The 15,851-nt window shown below is 48.3% G+C and carries 18 protein-coding genes and 3 pseudogenes; 7 read left to right on the top strand and 14 right to left on the bottom strand.

Translation table 11 applies throughout. From position 1 onward, the window contains the following. Positions 1-15: 15 nt before the first annotated feature. Positions 16-1,167, bottom strand: coding sequence for a porin (locus JGC47_RS02240; protein ID WP_004155202.1), 1,152 nt, complete (start codon positions 1,165-1,167; stop codon positions 16-18). A gap of 158 nt (positions 1,168-1,325) precedes the next feature. Further along, positions 1,326-1,535, bottom strand: coding sequence for a hypothetical protein (locus JGC47_RS02235; protein WP_013036261.1), 210 nt, complete (start codon positions 1,533-1,535; stop codon positions 1,326-1,328). Here JGC47_RS02235 and JGC47_RS17930 point away from each other — a divergent pair. Next, positions 1,444-1,647: a DUF7024 domain-containing protein gene (locus tag JGC47_RS17930; RefSeq protein WP_371410420.1), complete on the top strand. Its 204-nt coding sequence runs from the start codon at positions 1,444-1,446 to the stop codon at positions 1,645-1,647. The genes JGC47_RS02235 and JGC47_RS17930 overlap by 92 nt on opposite strands. Positions 1,648-1,674: 27 nt before the next feature. Then, the gene (gene ampH / locus JGC47_RS02230) at positions 1,675-2,916 is read left to right on the top strand and encodes a D-alanyl-D-alanine-carboxypeptidase/endopeptidase AmpH (protein WP_004155199.1); all 1,242 of its coding nucleotides are present in this window, start codon (positions 1,675-1,677) and stop codon (positions 2,914-2,916) included. An 18-nt stretch (positions 2,917-2,934) separates the two neighbouring features. On the opposite strand, the gene JGC47_RS02225 is transcribed toward ampH, so the two are convergent. Continuing rightward, entirely contained in the window at positions 2,935-3,264 is a 330-nt protein-coding gene (locus tag JGC47_RS02225) for a helix-turn-helix domain-containing protein (protein ID WP_004155198.1), read from the bottom strand. 130 nt (positions 3,265-3,394) lie between these two features. Here JGC47_RS02225 and JGC47_RS02220 point away from each other — a divergent pair, with 130 nt between their 5' ends. Next, positions 3,395-3,652 carry a helix-turn-helix transcriptional regulator gene (locus JGC47_RS02220; protein WP_004155197.1) on the top strand — a complete coding sequence of 86 codons (258 nt, stop codon included), beginning with the start codon at positions 3,395-3,397 and terminating at the stop codon, positions 3,650-3,652. Between the two features lie 128 nt (positions 3,653-3,780). After that, complete coding sequence (locus JGC47_RS02215) at positions 3,781-4,584, top strand: MetQ/NlpA family lipoprotein (RefSeq protein WP_004155196.1); 804 nt, start codon at positions 3,781-3,783, stop codon at positions 4,582-4,584. Between the two features lie 49 nt (positions 4,585-4,633). Here JGC47_RS02215 and JGC47_RS02210 read toward each other — a convergent pair whose 3' ends face one another. Then, positions 4,634-5,191 carry a YecA/YgfB family protein gene (locus JGC47_RS02210; protein WP_004155195.1) on the bottom strand — a complete coding sequence of 186 codons (558 nt, stop codon included), beginning with the start codon at positions 5,189-5,191 and terminating at the stop codon, positions 4,634-4,636. A 386-nt stretch (positions 5,192-5,577) separates the two neighbouring features. On the opposite strand from JGC47_RS02210, the gene JGC47_RS02205 reads away from it, so the two are divergent. Next, positions 5,578-8,943, top strand: a complete 3,366-nt coding sequence (locus tag JGC47_RS02205) for a DEAD/DEAH box helicase (protein ID WP_004155194.1) — start codon at positions 5,578-5,580, stop codon at positions 8,941-8,943. Positions 8,944-9,091: 148 nt separating this feature from the next. On the opposite strand, the gene JGC47_RS17925 is transcribed toward JGC47_RS02205, so the two are convergent. From JGC47_RS17925 to JGC47_RS02155, 10 genes and pseudogenes are all read right to left on the bottom strand, one after another. Then, the gene (locus JGC47_RS17925) at positions 9,092-9,259 is read right to left on the bottom strand and encodes an integrase core domain-containing protein (RefSeq protein WP_024015145.1); all 168 of its coding nucleotides are present in this window, start codon (positions 9,257-9,259) and stop codon (positions 9,092-9,094) included. Next, positions 9,240-9,440, bottom strand: a pseudogene (locus JGC47_RS02195) (transposase); the annotation flags it as partial. The pseudogene JGC47_RS02195 and the gene JGC47_RS17925, both read right to left, overlap by 20 nt. 418 nt (positions 9,441-9,858) lie before the next feature. Continuing rightward, positions 9,859-10,134 (bottom strand): type II toxin-antitoxin system RelE/ParE family toxin, encoded by a 276-nt coding sequence (locus JGC47_RS02190; protein WP_004155192.1) that lies wholly within the window; start codon positions 10,132-10,134, stop codon positions 9,859-9,861. A gap of 3 nt (positions 10,135-10,137) precedes the next feature. After that, positions 10,138-10,386, bottom strand: a complete 249-nt coding sequence (locus tag JGC47_RS02185; RefSeq protein WP_004155191.1) for a CopG family ribbon-helix-helix protein — start codon at positions 10,384-10,386, stop codon at positions 10,138-10,140. A 96-nt stretch (positions 10,387-10,482) separates the two neighbouring features. After that, complete coding sequence (locus JGC47_RS02180) at positions 10,483-11,316, bottom strand: DUF4942 domain-containing protein (protein ID WP_004155190.1); 834 nt, start codon at positions 11,314-11,316, stop codon at positions 10,483-10,485. Positions 11,317-11,428: 112 nt separating this feature from the next. Next, positions 11,429-11,749 (bottom strand): TA system toxin CbtA family protein, encoded by a 321-nt coding sequence (locus JGC47_RS02175; protein ID WP_004155189.1) that lies wholly within the window; start codon positions 11,747-11,749, stop codon positions 11,429-11,431. A gap of 36 nt (positions 11,750-11,785) precedes the next feature. Further along, a complete protein-coding gene (locus tag JGC47_RS02170) occupies positions 11,786-12,109 on the bottom strand; it encodes a type IV toxin-antitoxin system YeeU family antitoxin (RefSeq protein ID WP_004155188.1) in 324 nt (107 codons plus the stop codon). Between the two features lie 12 nt (positions 12,110-12,121). Beyond that, the gene (gene radC / locus JGC47_RS02165) at positions 12,122-12,592 is read right to left on the bottom strand and encodes a RadC family protein (protein WP_004155187.1); all 471 of its coding nucleotides are present in this window, start codon (positions 12,590-12,592) and stop codon (positions 12,122-12,124) included. A 70-nt stretch (positions 12,593-12,662) separates the two neighbouring features. Next, positions 12,663-13,237 (bottom strand): annotated as a pseudogene (locus JGC47_RS02160) (DUF932 domain-containing protein). Between the two features lie 224 nt (positions 13,238-13,461). Then, positions 13,462-13,704: a hypothetical protein gene (locus tag JGC47_RS02155; RefSeq protein WP_004155184.1), complete on the bottom strand. Its 243-nt coding sequence runs from the start codon at positions 13,702-13,704 to the stop codon at positions 13,462-13,464. Positions 13,705-14,913: 1,209 nt separating this feature from the next. Here JGC47_RS02155 and JGC47_RS02150 point away from each other — a divergent pair. Beyond that, entirely contained in the window at positions 14,914-15,111 is a 198-nt protein-coding gene (locus JGC47_RS02150; protein ID WP_004155182.1) for a helix-turn-helix transcriptional regulator, read from the top strand. 107 nt (positions 15,112-15,218) lie between these two features. Continuing rightward, positions 15,219-15,813 (top strand): annotated as a pseudogene (locus JGC47_RS17840) (hypothetical protein). Positions 15,814-15,851 lie beyond the last annotated feature (38 nt).

Here is a 15,851-nt window from a genome sequence, read left to right as displayed (position 1 = left end):
GGGAACGGGGGAAGCTTAGAAGTCGTAACGCAGACGAACCAGGTTCATATCACCCAGGTTGTCGGTACTGGAAGTAAAGACATGTTCGTAGTCAACACGGAAGCCGTAATCCAGCTTGAAGGACATCCCCACGCCGTTATCAATACGCTGGTAGTCACGGCCGGTTACGTATTGCATACGATCACCCATCACGTATGGCATCACCGACTTCAGGCCGTATTGATTGACCGCCACGGTGTAGCCGGCAAGGTACTCAATACCCCAGGCATCACCAGCGAAGTAGTGATTAACATCCGCGTTTTTGCTGGGAAGGAAGTTGTCGTACCAGCCGCCGCCGACGGTAAAGGTCCAGTTGTCCGGCGTCCAGCTCAGAGAGGTACCGAAGATGTTCTGATCCCAGGTTTTATCATTACCTTTAACCGGATCGCGCATCTCCGCCCGGGTGTAATTCCACGCGGTGCCCCAGGCCAGGTCTTTAGCAATGTGGTAGTCCACGCCCAGCGACCCGCCCCCTTCGCGCTTATAGCGCGGGCCTTTACCCGTCAGATATTCGTTATCGGCGAACAGATAAGAGGCGTAAACATCGGCATCACCGAAGGTATTTTTATATTTCAGCATCTTGCGCGAACGAAATGAGCCATCGTAGTCGCCTTTAATACCATTACCCGGTGCCTGCCCCAGCATGTCGTAATCCCAGAGATCGGTTTTTGCACCAACCACATCGTAATACACGCTGTTCTGCTGACCGAATGTCAGCTGCCCCCAGGTTTTGCTTTTCAGGCCGGTGTACAGCATACGGCGCGAGGTGTCATTAGCCCCGTCAGCATAGTGATGATCCCAGTCGAACAGCGCCGGGATATCTACCCCCAGCTCGTAGTAGCTGATCCAGCTGATGTCATCGAACAGATAGTAATCAGCAGCAAAGCGCAAACGACTGCCGCCATCAAAGCCGTTACGCTTGTAGGACCCTTTGTCACCGTCGCCGGTGAAATTATTGAACTGGGGGCGGATGCTGCCGCCAACGGTGAAGTTAAGACGGCTCAACGGATCGCCTGCCTGTGGGTTCTGCTTCAGAACGGTGATTTCGGCATTCGCCGCGAAAGAAGCACAGCTAACAGCCAGCCCCAGCCCCATGGCCTGGTTTAAAATAGATTTTCTAATTAACATCTTGTAGCCCTGTGTTGTCGTAAAAAAAAGATCAGCTGGCGAATACTATCCCCATGACCGTTCTTCAATAGCGCTAACAGAGCCGTTTTCGCTGCATTGATAACTGAATAGATTGGGCAAAGGCAGAATTTAATGGATTTTTCAACATAAACAGATAGTTAGAACCTGAGTGTTTTCATAAAGGTGGGTCGCAAGTTCAGAATAATCAGCATGGCGGCTGAAGCTTTATTTCTGTGAACAATCACGCATTTCTTAATCATTTTCTCACCAGCAGAAATATCAGGTACGTTTATCCTGTTAGCGCCCGACTTCAGGCTAAGTGCCTCTTTATCGCGGCCGGTAAGCAACCCAACGGAGGCGCGCAGCATTGCCTTTACGCCAGCGCAGCCGATTAAAACCAGTGAGGGGACAATGGATGGTTTTGCTGCCCGTAAACCGGGGATTGCTCCTGTCAGCCTGCGGGCCACTCCGCCCCCCTGACAGGCTCAATTTATCATCAGGAAAGGCTTGCAGTTAAAGTCAAAAAAACTACTATGGAGCGCCCATTCATTTACTGACAGGAACGGCCGCCCGTTGAAACCATCGCTCTGTGCTTTTTTGCTGCTTCCCGTGCTGGCACTGCCGTTGGCAGGCCAGGCGCGAACGGCTCCCGACCCGCTGCTGGCAGCAAAAACGGTTGAACGCTACGCTGATAACATCTTTTACAACACCAAAGCCAGCGCAATGGCGATAGTCGCTATTGATGCCAATCAACGGGTGTTTGCCAGCCGTGGTTCGGTACGTCCCGGTAGTCAGCGGCCGCCAGAAAAAGACTCGTTGATACGCGTGGCATCACTGAGCAAGCTGATGACCAGCCAGCTAATGATCAAGCTGGCCGAAGAAGGCCGTCTGCAGCTGGACGATCCGCTCAGCAAATATGCTCCTTCAGGCAGCAGGGTACCCAGCTTTAAGGGGCAACCGATCCGCCTGATTAATCTCGCTACGCATACCAGCGCCCTGCCACGGGAGCAGCCCGGTGGTAAGGCGGTGCGTACAGTGTTTACCTGGCCTACCTACAGTCAGCGCTGGAACTGGCTTGGCGCCGCGCAGCTGAAGTGGGCGCCCGGCGAACGTGCCGCATATTCTAACCTCGCCTTTGACCTGCTAGGTGATGCGCTGGCAAAGGCGGGCGGCAAGCCTTATGCCGCACTGTTTCGCGAGAAGATCACCCGTCCACTGGGGATGAAGGACACCACCTTTACCCCCTCACCCGATCAGTGTGGTCGCCTGATCGTACCGGCCAAAAACCCCAGCCCCTGTGATAATTCGCTGGCGGCCATCGGCAGCGGCGGCGTTTACTCCACCCCCGATGATATGGGGCGCTGGATGCAACAATTCCTTTCATCTGACTTACATACCCGCAGCCCACAGGCCGATCGCCTGCAAACGATGATTTATCAACGCGGTCAGTTAAGCAAAGTTGAAGGTATGGATGTGCCTGGCCGGGCAGATGCGCTGGGGATGGGTTGGGTATATATGGCTCCGCGCGAGGGGCGTCCGGGCATTATTGAAAAAACCGGCGGCGGCGGCGGTTTTATTACCTATATGGCGATGGTGCCGCAGTACAGCGTGGGGGTGTTTATCGTGGTAGCCCGGACGGCAGAAACCCGCTTTACGCCAATGAGCGATGGGGCGAATAATCTGCTGACCGAGCTTATCGGTAATACATCCGGCAGCGCTCAGTTAGCCGCGAGCATTATGGCTAACTAAGCGACACCACCAGCGAGGTTAAGCGATGCTGTCAGGCAATATAAAGATATTCTCCTCTGTTTCTGGCGCGTCAGCCGCTGGCGGGATGGCGCGTGAACGGCGCAACCGCTGCTCACGCGCCAGCAGCAGCCCCCGGCTATCATAATAGCGGCTGGGCCAGATCGCTGACGGGTGTAACCCCAGCGCGGCGGCAATAATAAACTCCCCTTTTGGCCACGGTCTTTTCAATGCATTAGCCAGCGTGCCTGAATTCAGACCGGCCTGACGCGATAATGCCGCCAGTGAAGTTTTGCGTTTTTTGAACGCAGCCAGGATATCGGCCGGGTGCATATCTCTTCTTTTCTTCATGCCTTCCTCTGCTCCTGATTTATGTCCGGTTACTCCTGCTACCCTTAAACGTTATCACTAAGCATTACTTAGTACAATTTACATGAGCAGCTAAGAGAATCCTGTTAATTGTTCAGAAGTCAGGATCGACATGCTGCCACATCGTTTGAAAGAAGCTCGCCTGAAAAAGGGCTTATCCCAGCAAAAGCTTGGGGTTTTAGCGGGAATTGATGAAGCCACCGCCAGCGCACGGATGAATCAGTACGAGCGCGGTATCCACGTTCCTGATTTTGAACTGGTATGCCGGCTGGCGGCCGTGCTGGATGTTCCTTCCTGCTACCTCTACACACTTGAAGATGACCTTGCGGCGCTGGTGCTGCTGTGGCATGCGCAACGCCATAACCCTTAAGCCCTGTCCTGCTTCCTGTTTTCCGCTTATTAATCATGCCTTTTTATCATAAGCCGCCTTATTGACTTAGCGGCGAAATTGCGGTTATTTATCATTCAGCCAGCTGGCTGAATCTAAGGATAATTAACGTGGATCGTGCCTTAATTGCTGCGCTGCTGCTGCTGGGTTCCCTGCTAACCGGATGCGATAATAAAAACCAGGATGCCCGTCATATTAAGGTCGGTGTGATTAACGGCGCCGAACAGGATGTGGCGGAAGTGGCGAAAAAAGTCGCCAAAGAGCAATACGGGCTGAATGTGGAACTGGTCGGTTTCAGCGGTTCATTACTGCCCAATGAACCTACCGCTCACGGCGATCTTGATGCTAACGTGTTCCAGCATCGTCCGTTCCTTGAACAGGATAATAAAGCCAGCGGCAGAACGCTGGTCGCCGTCGGCAACACCTTTGTTTTCCCGATAGCCGGTTACTCTAAAAAGATTAAACGCATCTCCGAACTTAAAGACGGTGACACCGTTGCCATTCCAAACGATCCTACCAACCTCGGGCGCGCGCTATTGCTGCTACAAAAAGAGAAACTGGTTACCCTGAAGCCAAACAGCGGGCTGCTGCCAACGGCACTGGATGTGACTGCTAATCCACGGCATTTGAAGATGATCGAAACAGAAGCAGCACAGTTGCCGCGCGTGATCGACGATGCCCAGGTGACCGTAGCGATTATTAATACAACCTATATCCAGCAAACTGGCCTGAACCCGGTACGCGATAGCCTGTTTATTGAGGATAAGCAGTCGCCCTACGTCAACATCATCGTGACACGCGCAAACAACAAAGATGCGGCGAAGGTGCGTGATTTCATTCGGGCGTACCAGTCGCCAGAGGTAGCGGCAGCAGCGGATAAAATCTTCAACGGCGGTGCCGTGGTTGGCTGGTAGTCAACGGCGTGCCATCACCACGCAGCCGCGTGCGTGGCGACGATCTGGCTTAGTGCAGCTGTCTTTTCTGATGCAGACTCAGCGCTGCCGGGCGTATTGCCGCAATGCTCTGCTCATATTCATCCGGTGAGAATGTGTCCAGCTCGGCAAAATGCTCTTCCTTACCATGCAGCGCAATCGCCTGCAGGGCCGGATGCAGCGACGCATGTAGCGATGACCAGTCGCCCAGCGCTACGCCTTTCATATAACCAAAGCACCACTCTTCCACTACGGTAAATGCCTGTCCCTCCACTTCGCGGGTTCCAAACAGCGGTTCAAACTGATCGGGATAGTCATTAAGACGATCGGCAATATCATTCATATGCTGCGCGATCAGGTCCATAAACTGTTCGAACTCCTCCTCGGATCCCCAGTCAGGTTCGTGCTCTTCACCGCCCCAAATCAGCGGCAGCCACTCCTGCGGCCCAACCAGCACCGGTCCGGAAAGAATGGCGGTAAACAGCCCGTCCAGTTCAGAGACATCGAGCACTGACTCATCATTACCGTATTTGACTAAGATCTCGTCGAGCCATTCCAGCTCGACTTCCGTTAATGGTCCTTGCTGCATACTGTTGCCCTCGCTGCGCATATCGATTTTCATCCGGCGTATGCCGGCCTGAGGCTATTCTGGGTGGCGGGAAGGGAAAAATCCACCGTGGGAAATTTAATTTTTTTATGCTGGCTTGCAGAAATGCAGGTCTGGACCGGGTTCTGTCGATCTGACTGTCAATATCAGCAGTCACGAAGGATGGCAGAGGAAGCTGACGCGCAAAGGCGATAAGTGTTGCATAATGGATCCAACCCCCTGCTTCGTTACCATTGTGGTGGCGCAATAGTAAATGGTGAGTGCAGAAATGACGGCGTAACAGGGAAGAATCTCAGGGACAGATTATATTGATTGAAGTAGTCTGTATTTGATATCGATATATTCGCGAAAATAATTAAAGAGCTAATATGGCAGCTATCCCCTTACCGAACGACATTCTCAGAGCCTGGCAACGCGTTGAGTTTTTCCAGCCCTATACGCTTGAAAAAAAAGATAAAAGCTTGTTAATCCCTCTCAAAAAGCTACAGCAGTCAGGTGATAAGGTGCTGCCCTGGCTTTCGGCTGAACTACGCCAACAATACGAGATCCCACCAAAATCATCATATAATTTACATCTCGGACTATTTGAGAAAAGTATTGCCAGCACGATGAGCCTGTCTATTTTGGGCCAGAACGATGGGCATGATGTGGATGAATGTGAGCAACGCCTGAATCAGGAAGGAACAACATGTTTTGCTAAGGTTCAATTGAATGCAGAAGGTGTACCCGCACTGGATAAATTATCAGTAAGCTCGCTTCCCTGGGCATTAGGTCACCTGCAAAAGCAACAACTTCAGCAACTTGAATCGCACGTTTTCTCGGCCGCATGCAAGCGCCTTACTGATACTCTCAGTCATTTCCGTTCGACCCTCAAGCCCGCACAAGAAAAGGGTCACGGTATACTGCGAACTGTCGACATATTGACGCTATTAACAACACATTTAGTCGAATGGGCTGGATATGAACCTTCCTGGCAATACGCAATACAAATTGACTGGTTCACAGGTAACAATGGCAGCACTGAAACAGCCTGCGAAAATGAAGGTGAAATTGAAGATGTTCTGAACGAAAGTGATAAAGCCTTCACGCTCCCCATCCTGAATAGCTTTTTCTTTGAAGATATCGAAAGAGCCATTATTTCTCTGCAACAAAAAAATCGCTGTGAAACGCTCAAGGCTTATCTCTGCGAAAGCGCGCCCAGAAATGCCGATCTCTACTCTCAAGACGGGCTTGCATCCGTCATTGATCAATTGCACCCAAAGAAAATGCCTCAAGGCCGCTGGCCTGCCGAGCCAGGGCATACGATGTCGTTAATGCAGCAGTTTGCCATTAATACGGCCGTAGATGAACTTGCAGATGGGGGAATACTATCAGTTAACGGGCCGCCGGGAACGGGGAAAACGACCCTGCTACGGGATCTGGTCGCCCACAATATTGTTGAGCGGGCAAAAGTACTTTCTCGTTTTGCAGAGGTGACTGATACCCTGGATAGCGACGGCTTTATCGTGCAGGCACTCACCGGATATGAAATGGTGATGGCGTCATCTAATAATGCGGCGGTGGAAAATATTTCAAAAGAGTTGCCACAGATAAAATCACTTGCCGATGAATTTCGTTCAGTTGACTATTTAGCACCAACGGCCAATCAAATAGCGGCGGCGTCTCGCCCAAAACGTGAACATAAAAGGGATAAAAACGGCGAGGGCAAGGAACGTGATTATCATCTCTTCCGCCCGTTGGAAGAAAAGAGTCATTGCTGGGGATTAATTTCGGTAGCGCTGGGCAAAAAAGCAAACCGCACCAGGTTTGCCCAGAGATTACTGATCGATGAGCATCATTTACGTAAAACCCGGGCTGAAACATCTCGTCATGCCGATGAAAACTTTCTTAGCCTGTGGCGCTGGAAGAGTAATCATAACGCAACCCCTTTTGCTAACGCTAAAAAGCATTTTATCGCGTGTCAGAAAAAGACAGCTGAATTACAACAACAGTTAGAGATATTGGCAAACCTCCTGGCAAAACAGCCTGATGGCGCACTCAACGCCTTATCATCGAAGCTGGAGCAGACAGAACAGTCATGTGAGACGTATCGCAACAGACTGAGAAAAATCACCGAAGAACAAGACTTACTTGAGAAACAAATCCGCTATGCGGCACAGCAGCAAAAAATTATTGAAAAAGAGTCACCCGGATGGCTGGCACATCTTATAAACCGCAAACAGGTCAAGGCGTATCAGGAAGCACGATTAAAAGCGCAGCATGACTTATTAACACTGACCGGATTGCTGGTTCAGAAAACGCAACGCGCTACCGAGCTGCGAAAACAACTTGACGATATCAAGGCAAAAAAAAGCGCTCTACAACAGGATATTGAAAAAACCACCCGGCAGCAGGCTGATGACAGTGTTGCTATGATGAGGTTAAAAGAAAAGTTTCCGCACATAACATTTCCGGATGCTGATAAGCGGATAGATGACAAAGAGTTACAACGCACGGCGTTTTGGCAAGACACAGAAATAAATCGGCAGCGCTCCAGGTTATTTATCGCCGCGATGGAACTGCATCAGGCCTGGCTTTATGAGGCTCTGAGCATAAGTTCTTTCAGAAAGAATATCAGGGATCTCAGTCACTTTCTCTCCACTCCTCATACCGAATCCACCCCTTTACGCTGGTGGCAAACTCTATTTATGTTTGTACCTGTAATTTCGACCACCTTTGCTTCAGTTGGCCGTATGTTCCATGGAGTGAAAGGGGAAGAACTTGGCTGGCTGATGATCGATGAAGCCGGGCAGGCCTCGCCACAGCAGGCTGTTGGCGCTATATGGCGTGCCAGGCGGGTGCTGGTTGTTGGAGATCCCTTACAGATCGAACCAGTGTTTACCACTTCGCCAGTGCTTGTGAAACATTTGTGCCGAAACACCTTGCACCAGCATGCAGAAGACTGGGATCCGGGACGAACTTCGGTTCAACAGGTTACCGACCGCATCAATCCCTGGGGATGTAAATTAAAGGTGATGAACCACGATGTATGGATCGGCATTCCCCTGTGGGTCCACCGCCGTTGCATTGAACCGATGTTTACCCTGGCAAACAAGATGGCCTACGACAATCGGATGATCCATGGGTTTACCTCTGACAAAATAAGCAGTCAGCGGGTAAATGGAGTCGTTGATAACCACTGGCTGGCTGCAACTGGTGGACTGAAGGAAAAGCAGTATCGCGACAGCCACGGCAAAAGTTTGCTCAACTTATTGAATCGTCTGTTGTCTGAAAATGTGCCGCTGCATTCAATTTACATTATTACCCCGTTTAAAGCGGTTAAAACAGCGCTATCAGCGTTGCTGGAACAACGCGATCTCAAAGTATGGCGACAATATTCACCCTTGATAAAGCACAAAGAGATCGCTCAATGGCTTAAGAGTTGTGTCGGTACTGTCCATACTTTTCAGGGGAAAGAAAACGAAATCGTCATACTGGTACTGGGATGTGATGAGCATGATGATGGAGGCGCTAAGTGGGCCTCCAGCAAACCGAATCTGCTCAACGTAGCGCTGACCCGAGCAAAGAAACATTTCTTTGTCATTGGCGATCCAAGTGTATGGCAAAGTCTGCCCGGTTTCAGCGACGTAGCAAGAACCTTACCAATCAGAACAACGGGATCGATGGGTGAAGATATGACCAAGGATGTTAAGGGTTATTCGCATTCAAATATGGAAAATATAATGAGTGATTAAGTTCTCAATGAAACGGGACGATATTAACTCATTTGAGTTAGCAGAGAAGCGATGGTGTTAGCCCGACCCGGTCTCGCCAATCACATTAATATATACTGCGATCGGCCACGGTGCCCCTGTAAGGGCACCCGTTTAAGTTCCATGCACTTTATGAGGTTCCGGCGTTAGTCTTCGTCATTCGGTACTCTTGCTGCGCCAGGTGGTTCGGGGATTCAAACGGACGTTCACCGTTATATTCGCCCAGCCATTTCCCTGTCATTTGCCGCACATCGTTAAGCGTCCTGAACAGATATAAATTCAAGACGGCGGTTTTCATCTGCCATATCTCTCGTCTTCTTAATATCGCTGGCCCCCATACCGCCATATTTTGCTTTCCAGTTCTGTTCACTGGCCTCTGACATACCGGCTTCACGGCAAACATCCTTCACTTTTCTGCCAGCCTCGACAGACTTCAGAACGGCAATGAACTGGTGTTCGGTTAAACGGGCTTTAAGCATAGCGATTTACACTGAGACACCATCTGTATGCCGGAAAATCTCCAGCCCCCCGTTTGCGGGCTGGTTACACCATCAGTTAACACCTCCGTTGTTGGAATCAAAACCAGTCGAACAGAAGATATCACCAGTAATAGCACCATTTGTTGGTATATGTGGATAGATATGCGTGGACGTCAAGAGACACAGAACTGGGGGGAGAAACAGCGTAACTGCCGGATTTCAGGCAAAAAAAAAGACCTCAGTTGAGGTCCATTTACATACTGTTGGAAAGGCCGGACTCGCACATAAAGATTAATCCTTTGATTTAAAAGTAATAAAAAATAACATTTAGATAATGTACCAACATCGATACCAACACATTAAATCGTTGATTTTGGGACTCGAATCGGGGCAAGAGTTACCTGGAAGATGACGAACTTCAGCGATCCTCTCGGGTATGCCAAAGGTCAACAATATAGATAGTGTCGCGCTGAATTTCATAGTGAACGTCATAATCATCAAACAAGATTTTTCTCACTTCTCGTGGTTCATATCTTATCTGAGAAACACCGATTCTTGGATGGTCGGCGAGCCCTGAGGTTCCTATGAGCAAACGCTCTAATACGTTGTCAGCATGTTGCCGACTGTACTGACAGGCAAACCTATAAATACGCTCCAGGTCATCCTGGGCCTTTTGGGTCCACTGTATTTCCATGGGTTACGATTTTTTCAGTTTGTTAGCGAAGTCAACTACATCCGCATGGCTAACCACTCTTCCCGCATCGACATCAGCAAGCCCTTTCAAAATCTGCTGATGCCGCCGCTCTCTCTCTTCAATCATGGCGGTCAGCGCTTCTTTAATCACCCAGCTTTTAGATCTGTCCAGTTCAATAGCCAGGTTTTCAACCGCCGCGGCAAGCTCTGCAGGGATCTGAGCGCTGATCGTCTGTTTCGCGAGTTGTCTCATGACCGTCACCTTTTAATAAAAGTTAATAACACTTATTAAAATAGCATGTTTGTGTTCGCGTAACTACCTGTGGCGAAGACAACCTCAGTCCCCCCATCATCTCGAAGCCAGCATTCCCGGATAGTGTTTCGCAATGATGTCATTCATTCGCTCAATCAACTCCAGACGCTTGAAGGCCAAGTGCGCTGTGCCTTTTTGATAGTAACGAATGCGGAAGAACTCATCTTCGTAAACGTCCTTAGCCGGATTATCCCGGATATGCTCCATCAACCGAGTGGAGATATCACCCCGGTTGTCAGGGATGGGTTTGCCATCCAGCAGAAATAGCATTCTCTCCAGGTCAGCCAGCTGATCCCGTCGCCAACCCCAGTTAAGGCTAAAGCCCCAGCGGTTATGCGTCACCAGATTGTTAATGATGATCTTCTTACCGAAGCTGCAGGGACTGTTGGTCTTATAATCCCATGACAGTCCTTTGAAGACGTTAATGATGCCACGTTCGAAGACATCCATTTTGTTGAGATGTAACTGTTCAAAAGTACTGAGGATATTCGCCTCGCTGATAGCAGGAAGATCGCCCTCCTCGAGGTTCTTATGCCACTGGTCGCGAGCCTGTGCATCCATCAAGGCCATCATGCCGGATTTCAACATCAAATCGCGCCAGATACAGCGGTCGATATTGCGGATGATAGCAGGCAGCGCTTTATCAGCCTTTTCAGTCAGCCAGCTATTGTAGCGGTGCCCGGACTTCATCGCCCAGTCTTGCGCTGTACCACCGCCAATTTCTGAGGTTAGTCGTGAAATGGCATCAAGCTGCTGAATGAGTTGTTCGATCTGTTTGAGTGCGGTATCGCGACCAGTGACAACACGCTCAATACTGGTCGAAAGAATGAGCTCATTGTGTTCCGTCAACACGTCGGGTTCTGTTTGCATCGTTAATCGTCCATAAAAGCAAACACGCCTGCCGGGAGTGGCAGGCGCATTATGCGATGAATAAAAAAGGTTGGAAGTTCAGAGGGAAAATCAGGAATGAGGCTCGAAGAATTTAAATATTTATTAATCCGGTAGCTCGCCTTGCTCTGAGAATATCGGTGGCGGCCAGGAATGGCGTCTGCTCCTGCCATGTAAATCCTTTGCGGTCGATACGTACCAGTTCATAACGTTCCACCAGAAAATTAACAGCATCGGCGAGCGTGATTCCTGCGTCGATATGCTCCTCAATGGCCGCGTCGTCATGGAATGGCGTGTCATTTAGTGTCAAGCCGTAATGATGCTCCAGCAGATACGTTAAAAGTTGCTGCCACACCTGCACGGGAGACAGGCGTGACGAAACCGGCACCGTGGCCGGTACAGTTGAAATGTGCATGGATAGAATCCTGAGAAAAGAAGAAGAGAAAAGATTTTATGGGGTTGGATAAATAGAAATGTAAACGTAACCGCAGCTACCACGGGTATCAGCTATACAGGTTAAACTCGTAAGTTGAATGGTCACCTGATGTTGCTGATGTGGATTTAGTTCGCCAGCACGCAGCATATTTTCCAGTTGTTCTACAAACAGCGGGAAAGCCTGATCCAGTTTCTGCAGGTGTATCGGGCTAAAGCTCACCGTTAATCCAGCCCTGTCAGCCAGGTAATACAGCCGATTGCCTTCCTGAACTAATCTCGCGCCAAATCGTGGGGTGATATCGCTTTGTAGACCCCATTCATGAGGTAGTGTGATTGACATGAAAACCTCCGTTTAAAGCAAACCCTGCTCAGCAAAAGACACCACTTCGTTCCCAACAACCAAATGATCCAGCACTCGCACTTCTACCAGTGCTAACGCTTTCACTATCCGCTGAGTGATGTGTTTATCCTGCTGACTGATTTCTGTCGTACCTGACGGATGGTTATGCGCCAGAATTACCGCAGCGGCATTGTGTTTCAGAGCCAATTTAACCACTTCGCGGGGATGCACTTCGGTTTGGCTAAGTGTGCCGGTAAACAGTGTTTCGCATCCCAGCAGGCAGTGCTGATTGTCGAGATACATCACGATAAAAACTTCACGCTCCTGATGAGCCATCTGTAATTGCAGCCAGGTCTTAGTGAAGCTGGTGGAGGTAAATGGCTCACTCGGTTGACGCTGATATTTCTCCAGCAGGCGTAATGCCCGACGAATGACGCGTTGCTCGTTTGCAGGAAATACCGGGGATAAATTAAATACAGACATATTTGTTCCTTAAAACAAAAAGCCTCGCCGGTTTATTGGCAAGGCCTGAGGGAAGGGATAATAAAAAGGTTCATGAGACAAGCTGCAGCATATTCTCGGCCATCACCCACAGGGCGCGATTGAGCTTCACATCACCATCGATACCTTTTACAGCACGGGTATGTGCACGTTTGCCTTTAGTCGTTCGTCCCGACAACCAGCCTTTTATCAAGTTCTCCTGAATGCGCTGGTAAGTCGTCCACAGGTCATTGCTTTCATCCTGCCAGCGGCGCGGGGAAAGGATCTGCGATTCCGTCACCGGCTGATGCTCTTCACCAAAGCGATAGGTCAATGCTGCTTTCGCCATCGCCTGCTGTGCTGGTGGCGGTAACATCAGCGACTGCATGGCATTACGCTTCTCTTCCACTCGGTCAAATATCCCCAGTCCCGCACACGCGTCTGGCAGGCAAAGAACGGCTGGAAGCCTTCACGTTTCAGGTTATCGAGCAGGGTAATGGTAGGGATGTAGGTGTACCGGTCGCTGCGAGATTCATGTTTCTCCTCGCTGAAGACACTCGGCACATAGTGGGCCAGTTCATCGCGGGTTAGCGGGCGGTCACGGCGAACGAGGTTTACCGCGCCAAAGCGAGATACTAATCGGGTCATGGTTAATTCCTTTTTCGGAGATTAAAAACAAAAAGGCCATGCTTCCCGAAGGAGGCATGACCCGTATGATGATCGTTTGGCTCATAATCATAAACAGATGAGATACCGTTCACAGTATATCCAAAGTTGATACCATACGCGTCTTCTATTGAAGAAGTTCTTTCAAAACCATCTATTATTTTCTCAATTTCCTTAAAGGAGATATCATTAATACTTCCACTCTCTCACTTCGAATTATCTTCCGTCAATTCATGAACTGTTAATTCTGTTACGTCAATTTTAGAGACAGGAACCTTTATTATATCAGCTGGTATTTCCAGTTCATGCACCCACTGATTAGCAACTTCGTTATTTTTATGATCAAGAACAGAATTAATTTTTTCAGCAACAACTTGAGATCTATTATTTTGATATTCCAGTTTTAAAAAAAATAAAAGTGCAATGCCCTTTGATTGTTTTTCAACCAATATATTTCTTTATCAATTAGGGCTTTCTTTACCTTAAGTAGCCTCTGCATCATCTTACCTCCTCATACGCTGATACAGCACATTTAACACAGATTCATCAAAGACCGCCAGTTTAATATTGTAGATATTTTACGTAAAAAATCGCATAAAAATGAATGATTAACATAGTAAAATCAAATTAAAAACGTAGTAATTTCGTAGTAAAAAATAGAATAATAAAAAATAATATAAATAGGTTACAAGAATCACACCCTGGATTAAATAGATTCTCTTACACATGTTGTATGTTGCCCATGAGTACATCTAAAATCTCTGGAGAACCGACGATTGAAGCATCAAATGATGTCGCTGCTGTAGCTCAAAAAACTTAAACCGAACTGGCTACCGTCACACGTAAAACGTTAATTAAGGTTAATTGTTATTATAGAGTAAGCCCTTTCTACATCAATGCATACGTCAGGCATACAGCTCTCATTTATTAAATTACATAGATACCGATTACTTTTATTAACACACCAAAGGAATTCAATCATGCAAAGGTACTAACCTTACCTCAAAAGCATCACCCCTAACGACTTCTTGTTAAACATGATAAATCATCATCTCAATACACTTTTTTTCAGGCACTCTAAGCTATTAGGTTGCAGAATAGATTTTGGTTATCTGCATGAGACAAGCAGATTTAGCAGGAATTCCTTAGTTGAGATCCAAGCTGACATGAGATCTCTGACGGACAAATGATGCGTATAGAGGATTCATGTGGTTATTTCTGGGTAATCGAATGGACGTCTAGCGGAAAACTCCACTCTCATGCAGTATTTTACTTAAATGGTCAAAAAATAAAAAAGTCTTTCCCTTTTATACAACATGCAGGAAGGGTCTGGAGTGAGGTTACTAACTCGGAAGGAAAATATGAGTGGTGTAAACCTCAGGGTTATCATCGGGATAATATTCATACCGTAGTATGACCACCGAAATGTGGATGATGTACATAGTCTGAGACGAATAATAAGTTATTTAACAAAAGAGGAACAAAAAAATGGAATAATTATTTGGGGATGTAATGAAGCTGGTGAGCCTACGCGAGCAGGAAGGCCCCGGAGCATCTAATTCATATATTTTACGGTTCTAGCGATAGGTATGTCGGAGCAGCAACGGTAATAATTTAAACCAACTCCGGCTCACCTTTACCTACCGGAGAATTACGATATGACGATCAAACCTTCCCTGCTCGAAGATCAATTTATTGACATGGCATTTATCACCAACCTGCTTCAAATGACAGATAAATGGCTGTATAAGCTCATCAAAGACGGTATATTCCCGCAACCAATCAAACTGGGGCGCAGCTCTCGCTGGCTTGAAAGCGAAGTTGAAGCCTGGCTTCAGGAACGTATTAACCAGTAACGTAAATAGACCTTCCCGCTAACTAAAACCGCAGCATGAAAATAATTATCCGGCTACCTGGAGGTTTTCTGCTACTTGTCATTCATACCTAAAGGAAATATTAAGTCATGAAGAACTATAAACCTCGTTACGAAGAGCTCCACAGATATTATCTGACCTGGCTACTGGATTTTACAAAGCGGGCCGTTCGTCAGGGCATGTGTCACCAGAATATTTATTACACCCACAATCTGAAAGTCGGCTGCTTTAAGTTTCCGGGTAAAGAACCGGTTATTGCTATTTTTCCTCAATGTCTGCACCAAATCTTTTACGGTAAAACATCGGCGACACCATTATCTCTTGAGGATGATTTGAGCGTCAGTTTATGTACGCAAGATCATTTGCTCGTTCATCATCCCATGCTGGAAGGCGTCCTGCTTTCAGAGTGCGTACGTTTAAAAACAACGTTCGCTGGCTAATAAGCTCATCAGTCTGTTTCGGCAGTTCAGCGGTAATGAGCTGCGTCTGAAGCTTGTCTGGTTGTGTTGGTACGATCTGATGCTGGGGAATTGCCTTACTGACTGGACTGAGAACCTGAAGTGTAGCTCCGAGGAGGAGGTTAATATCTGGATCATTAACCGACAGGCAGAAAACTCGAGGCTTACCAGCATGATGGACGAATACCTTTGCTTCGCCTGGCGCACGAGAGCAGAACCGCTTTGACCCCTCAGGGATGCTGACGGTGCGCATAGCTGTTCCAT

Origin of the sequence: Erwinia amylovora (assembly GCF_017161565.1) — a bacterium.
GTDB lineage: Bacteria > Pseudomonadota > Gammaproteobacteria > Enterobacterales > Enterobacteriaceae > Erwinia > Erwinia amylovora.
Note: the sequence above shows the minus strand (reverse complement) of the source record. Positions and strands in the feature narration are given on the sequence as shown.

Coding starts and splice junctions, on each gene's coding strand:
- JGC47_RS02240 (WP_004155202.1), bottom strand. CDS start 1,167: ATGTTAATTAGAAAATCTATTTTAAACCAGGCCATGGGGCTGGGGCTG.
- JGC47_RS02235 (WP_013036261.1), bottom strand. CDS start 1,535: ATGCTGCGCGCCTCCGTTGGGTTGCTTACCGGCCGCGATAAAGAGGCA.
- JGC47_RS02225 (WP_004155198.1), bottom strand. CDS start 3,264: ATGAAGAAAAGAAGAGATATGCACCCGGCCGATATCCTGGCTGCGTTC.
- JGC47_RS02220 (WP_004155197.1), top strand. CDS start 3,395: ATGCTGCCACATCGTTTGAAAGAAGCTCGCCTGAAAAAGGGCTTATCC.
- JGC47_RS02210 (WP_004155195.1), bottom strand. CDS start 5,191: ATGCAGCAAGGACCATTAACGGAAGTCGAGCTGGAATGGCTCGACGAG.
- JGC47_RS02205 (WP_004155194.1), top strand. CDS start 5,578: ATGGCAGCTATCCCCTTACCGAACGACATTCTCAGAGCCTGGCAACGC.
- JGC47_RS17925 (WP_024015145.1), bottom strand. CDS start 9,259: ATGAAAACCGCCGTCTTGAATTTATATCTGTTCAGGACGCTTAACGAT.
- JGC47_RS02190 (WP_004155192.1), bottom strand. CDS start 10,134: ATGGAAATACAGTGGACCCAAAAGGCCCAGGATGACCTGGAGCGTATT.
- JGC47_RS02185 (WP_004155191.1), bottom strand. CDS start 10,386: ATGAGACAACTCGCGAAACAGACGATCAGCGCTCAGATCCCTGCAGAG.
- JGC47_RS02180 (WP_004155190.1), bottom strand. CDS start 11,316: ATGCAAACAGAACCCGACGTGTTGACGGAACACAATGAGCTCATTCTT.
- JGC47_RS02175 (WP_004155189.1), bottom strand. CDS start 11,749: ATGCACATTTCAACTGTACCGGCCACGGTGCCGGTTTCGTCACGCCTG.
- JGC47_RS02170 (WP_004155188.1), bottom strand. CDS start 12,109: ATGTCAATCACACTACCTCATGAATGGGGTCTACAAAGCGATATCACC.
- radC (WP_004155187.1), bottom strand. CDS start 12,592: ATGTCTGTATTTAATTTATCCCCGGTATTTCCTGCAAACGAGCAACGC.
- JGC47_RS02150 (WP_004155182.1), top strand. CDS start 14,914: ATGACGATCAAACCTTCCCTGCTCGAAGATCAATTTATTGACATGGCA.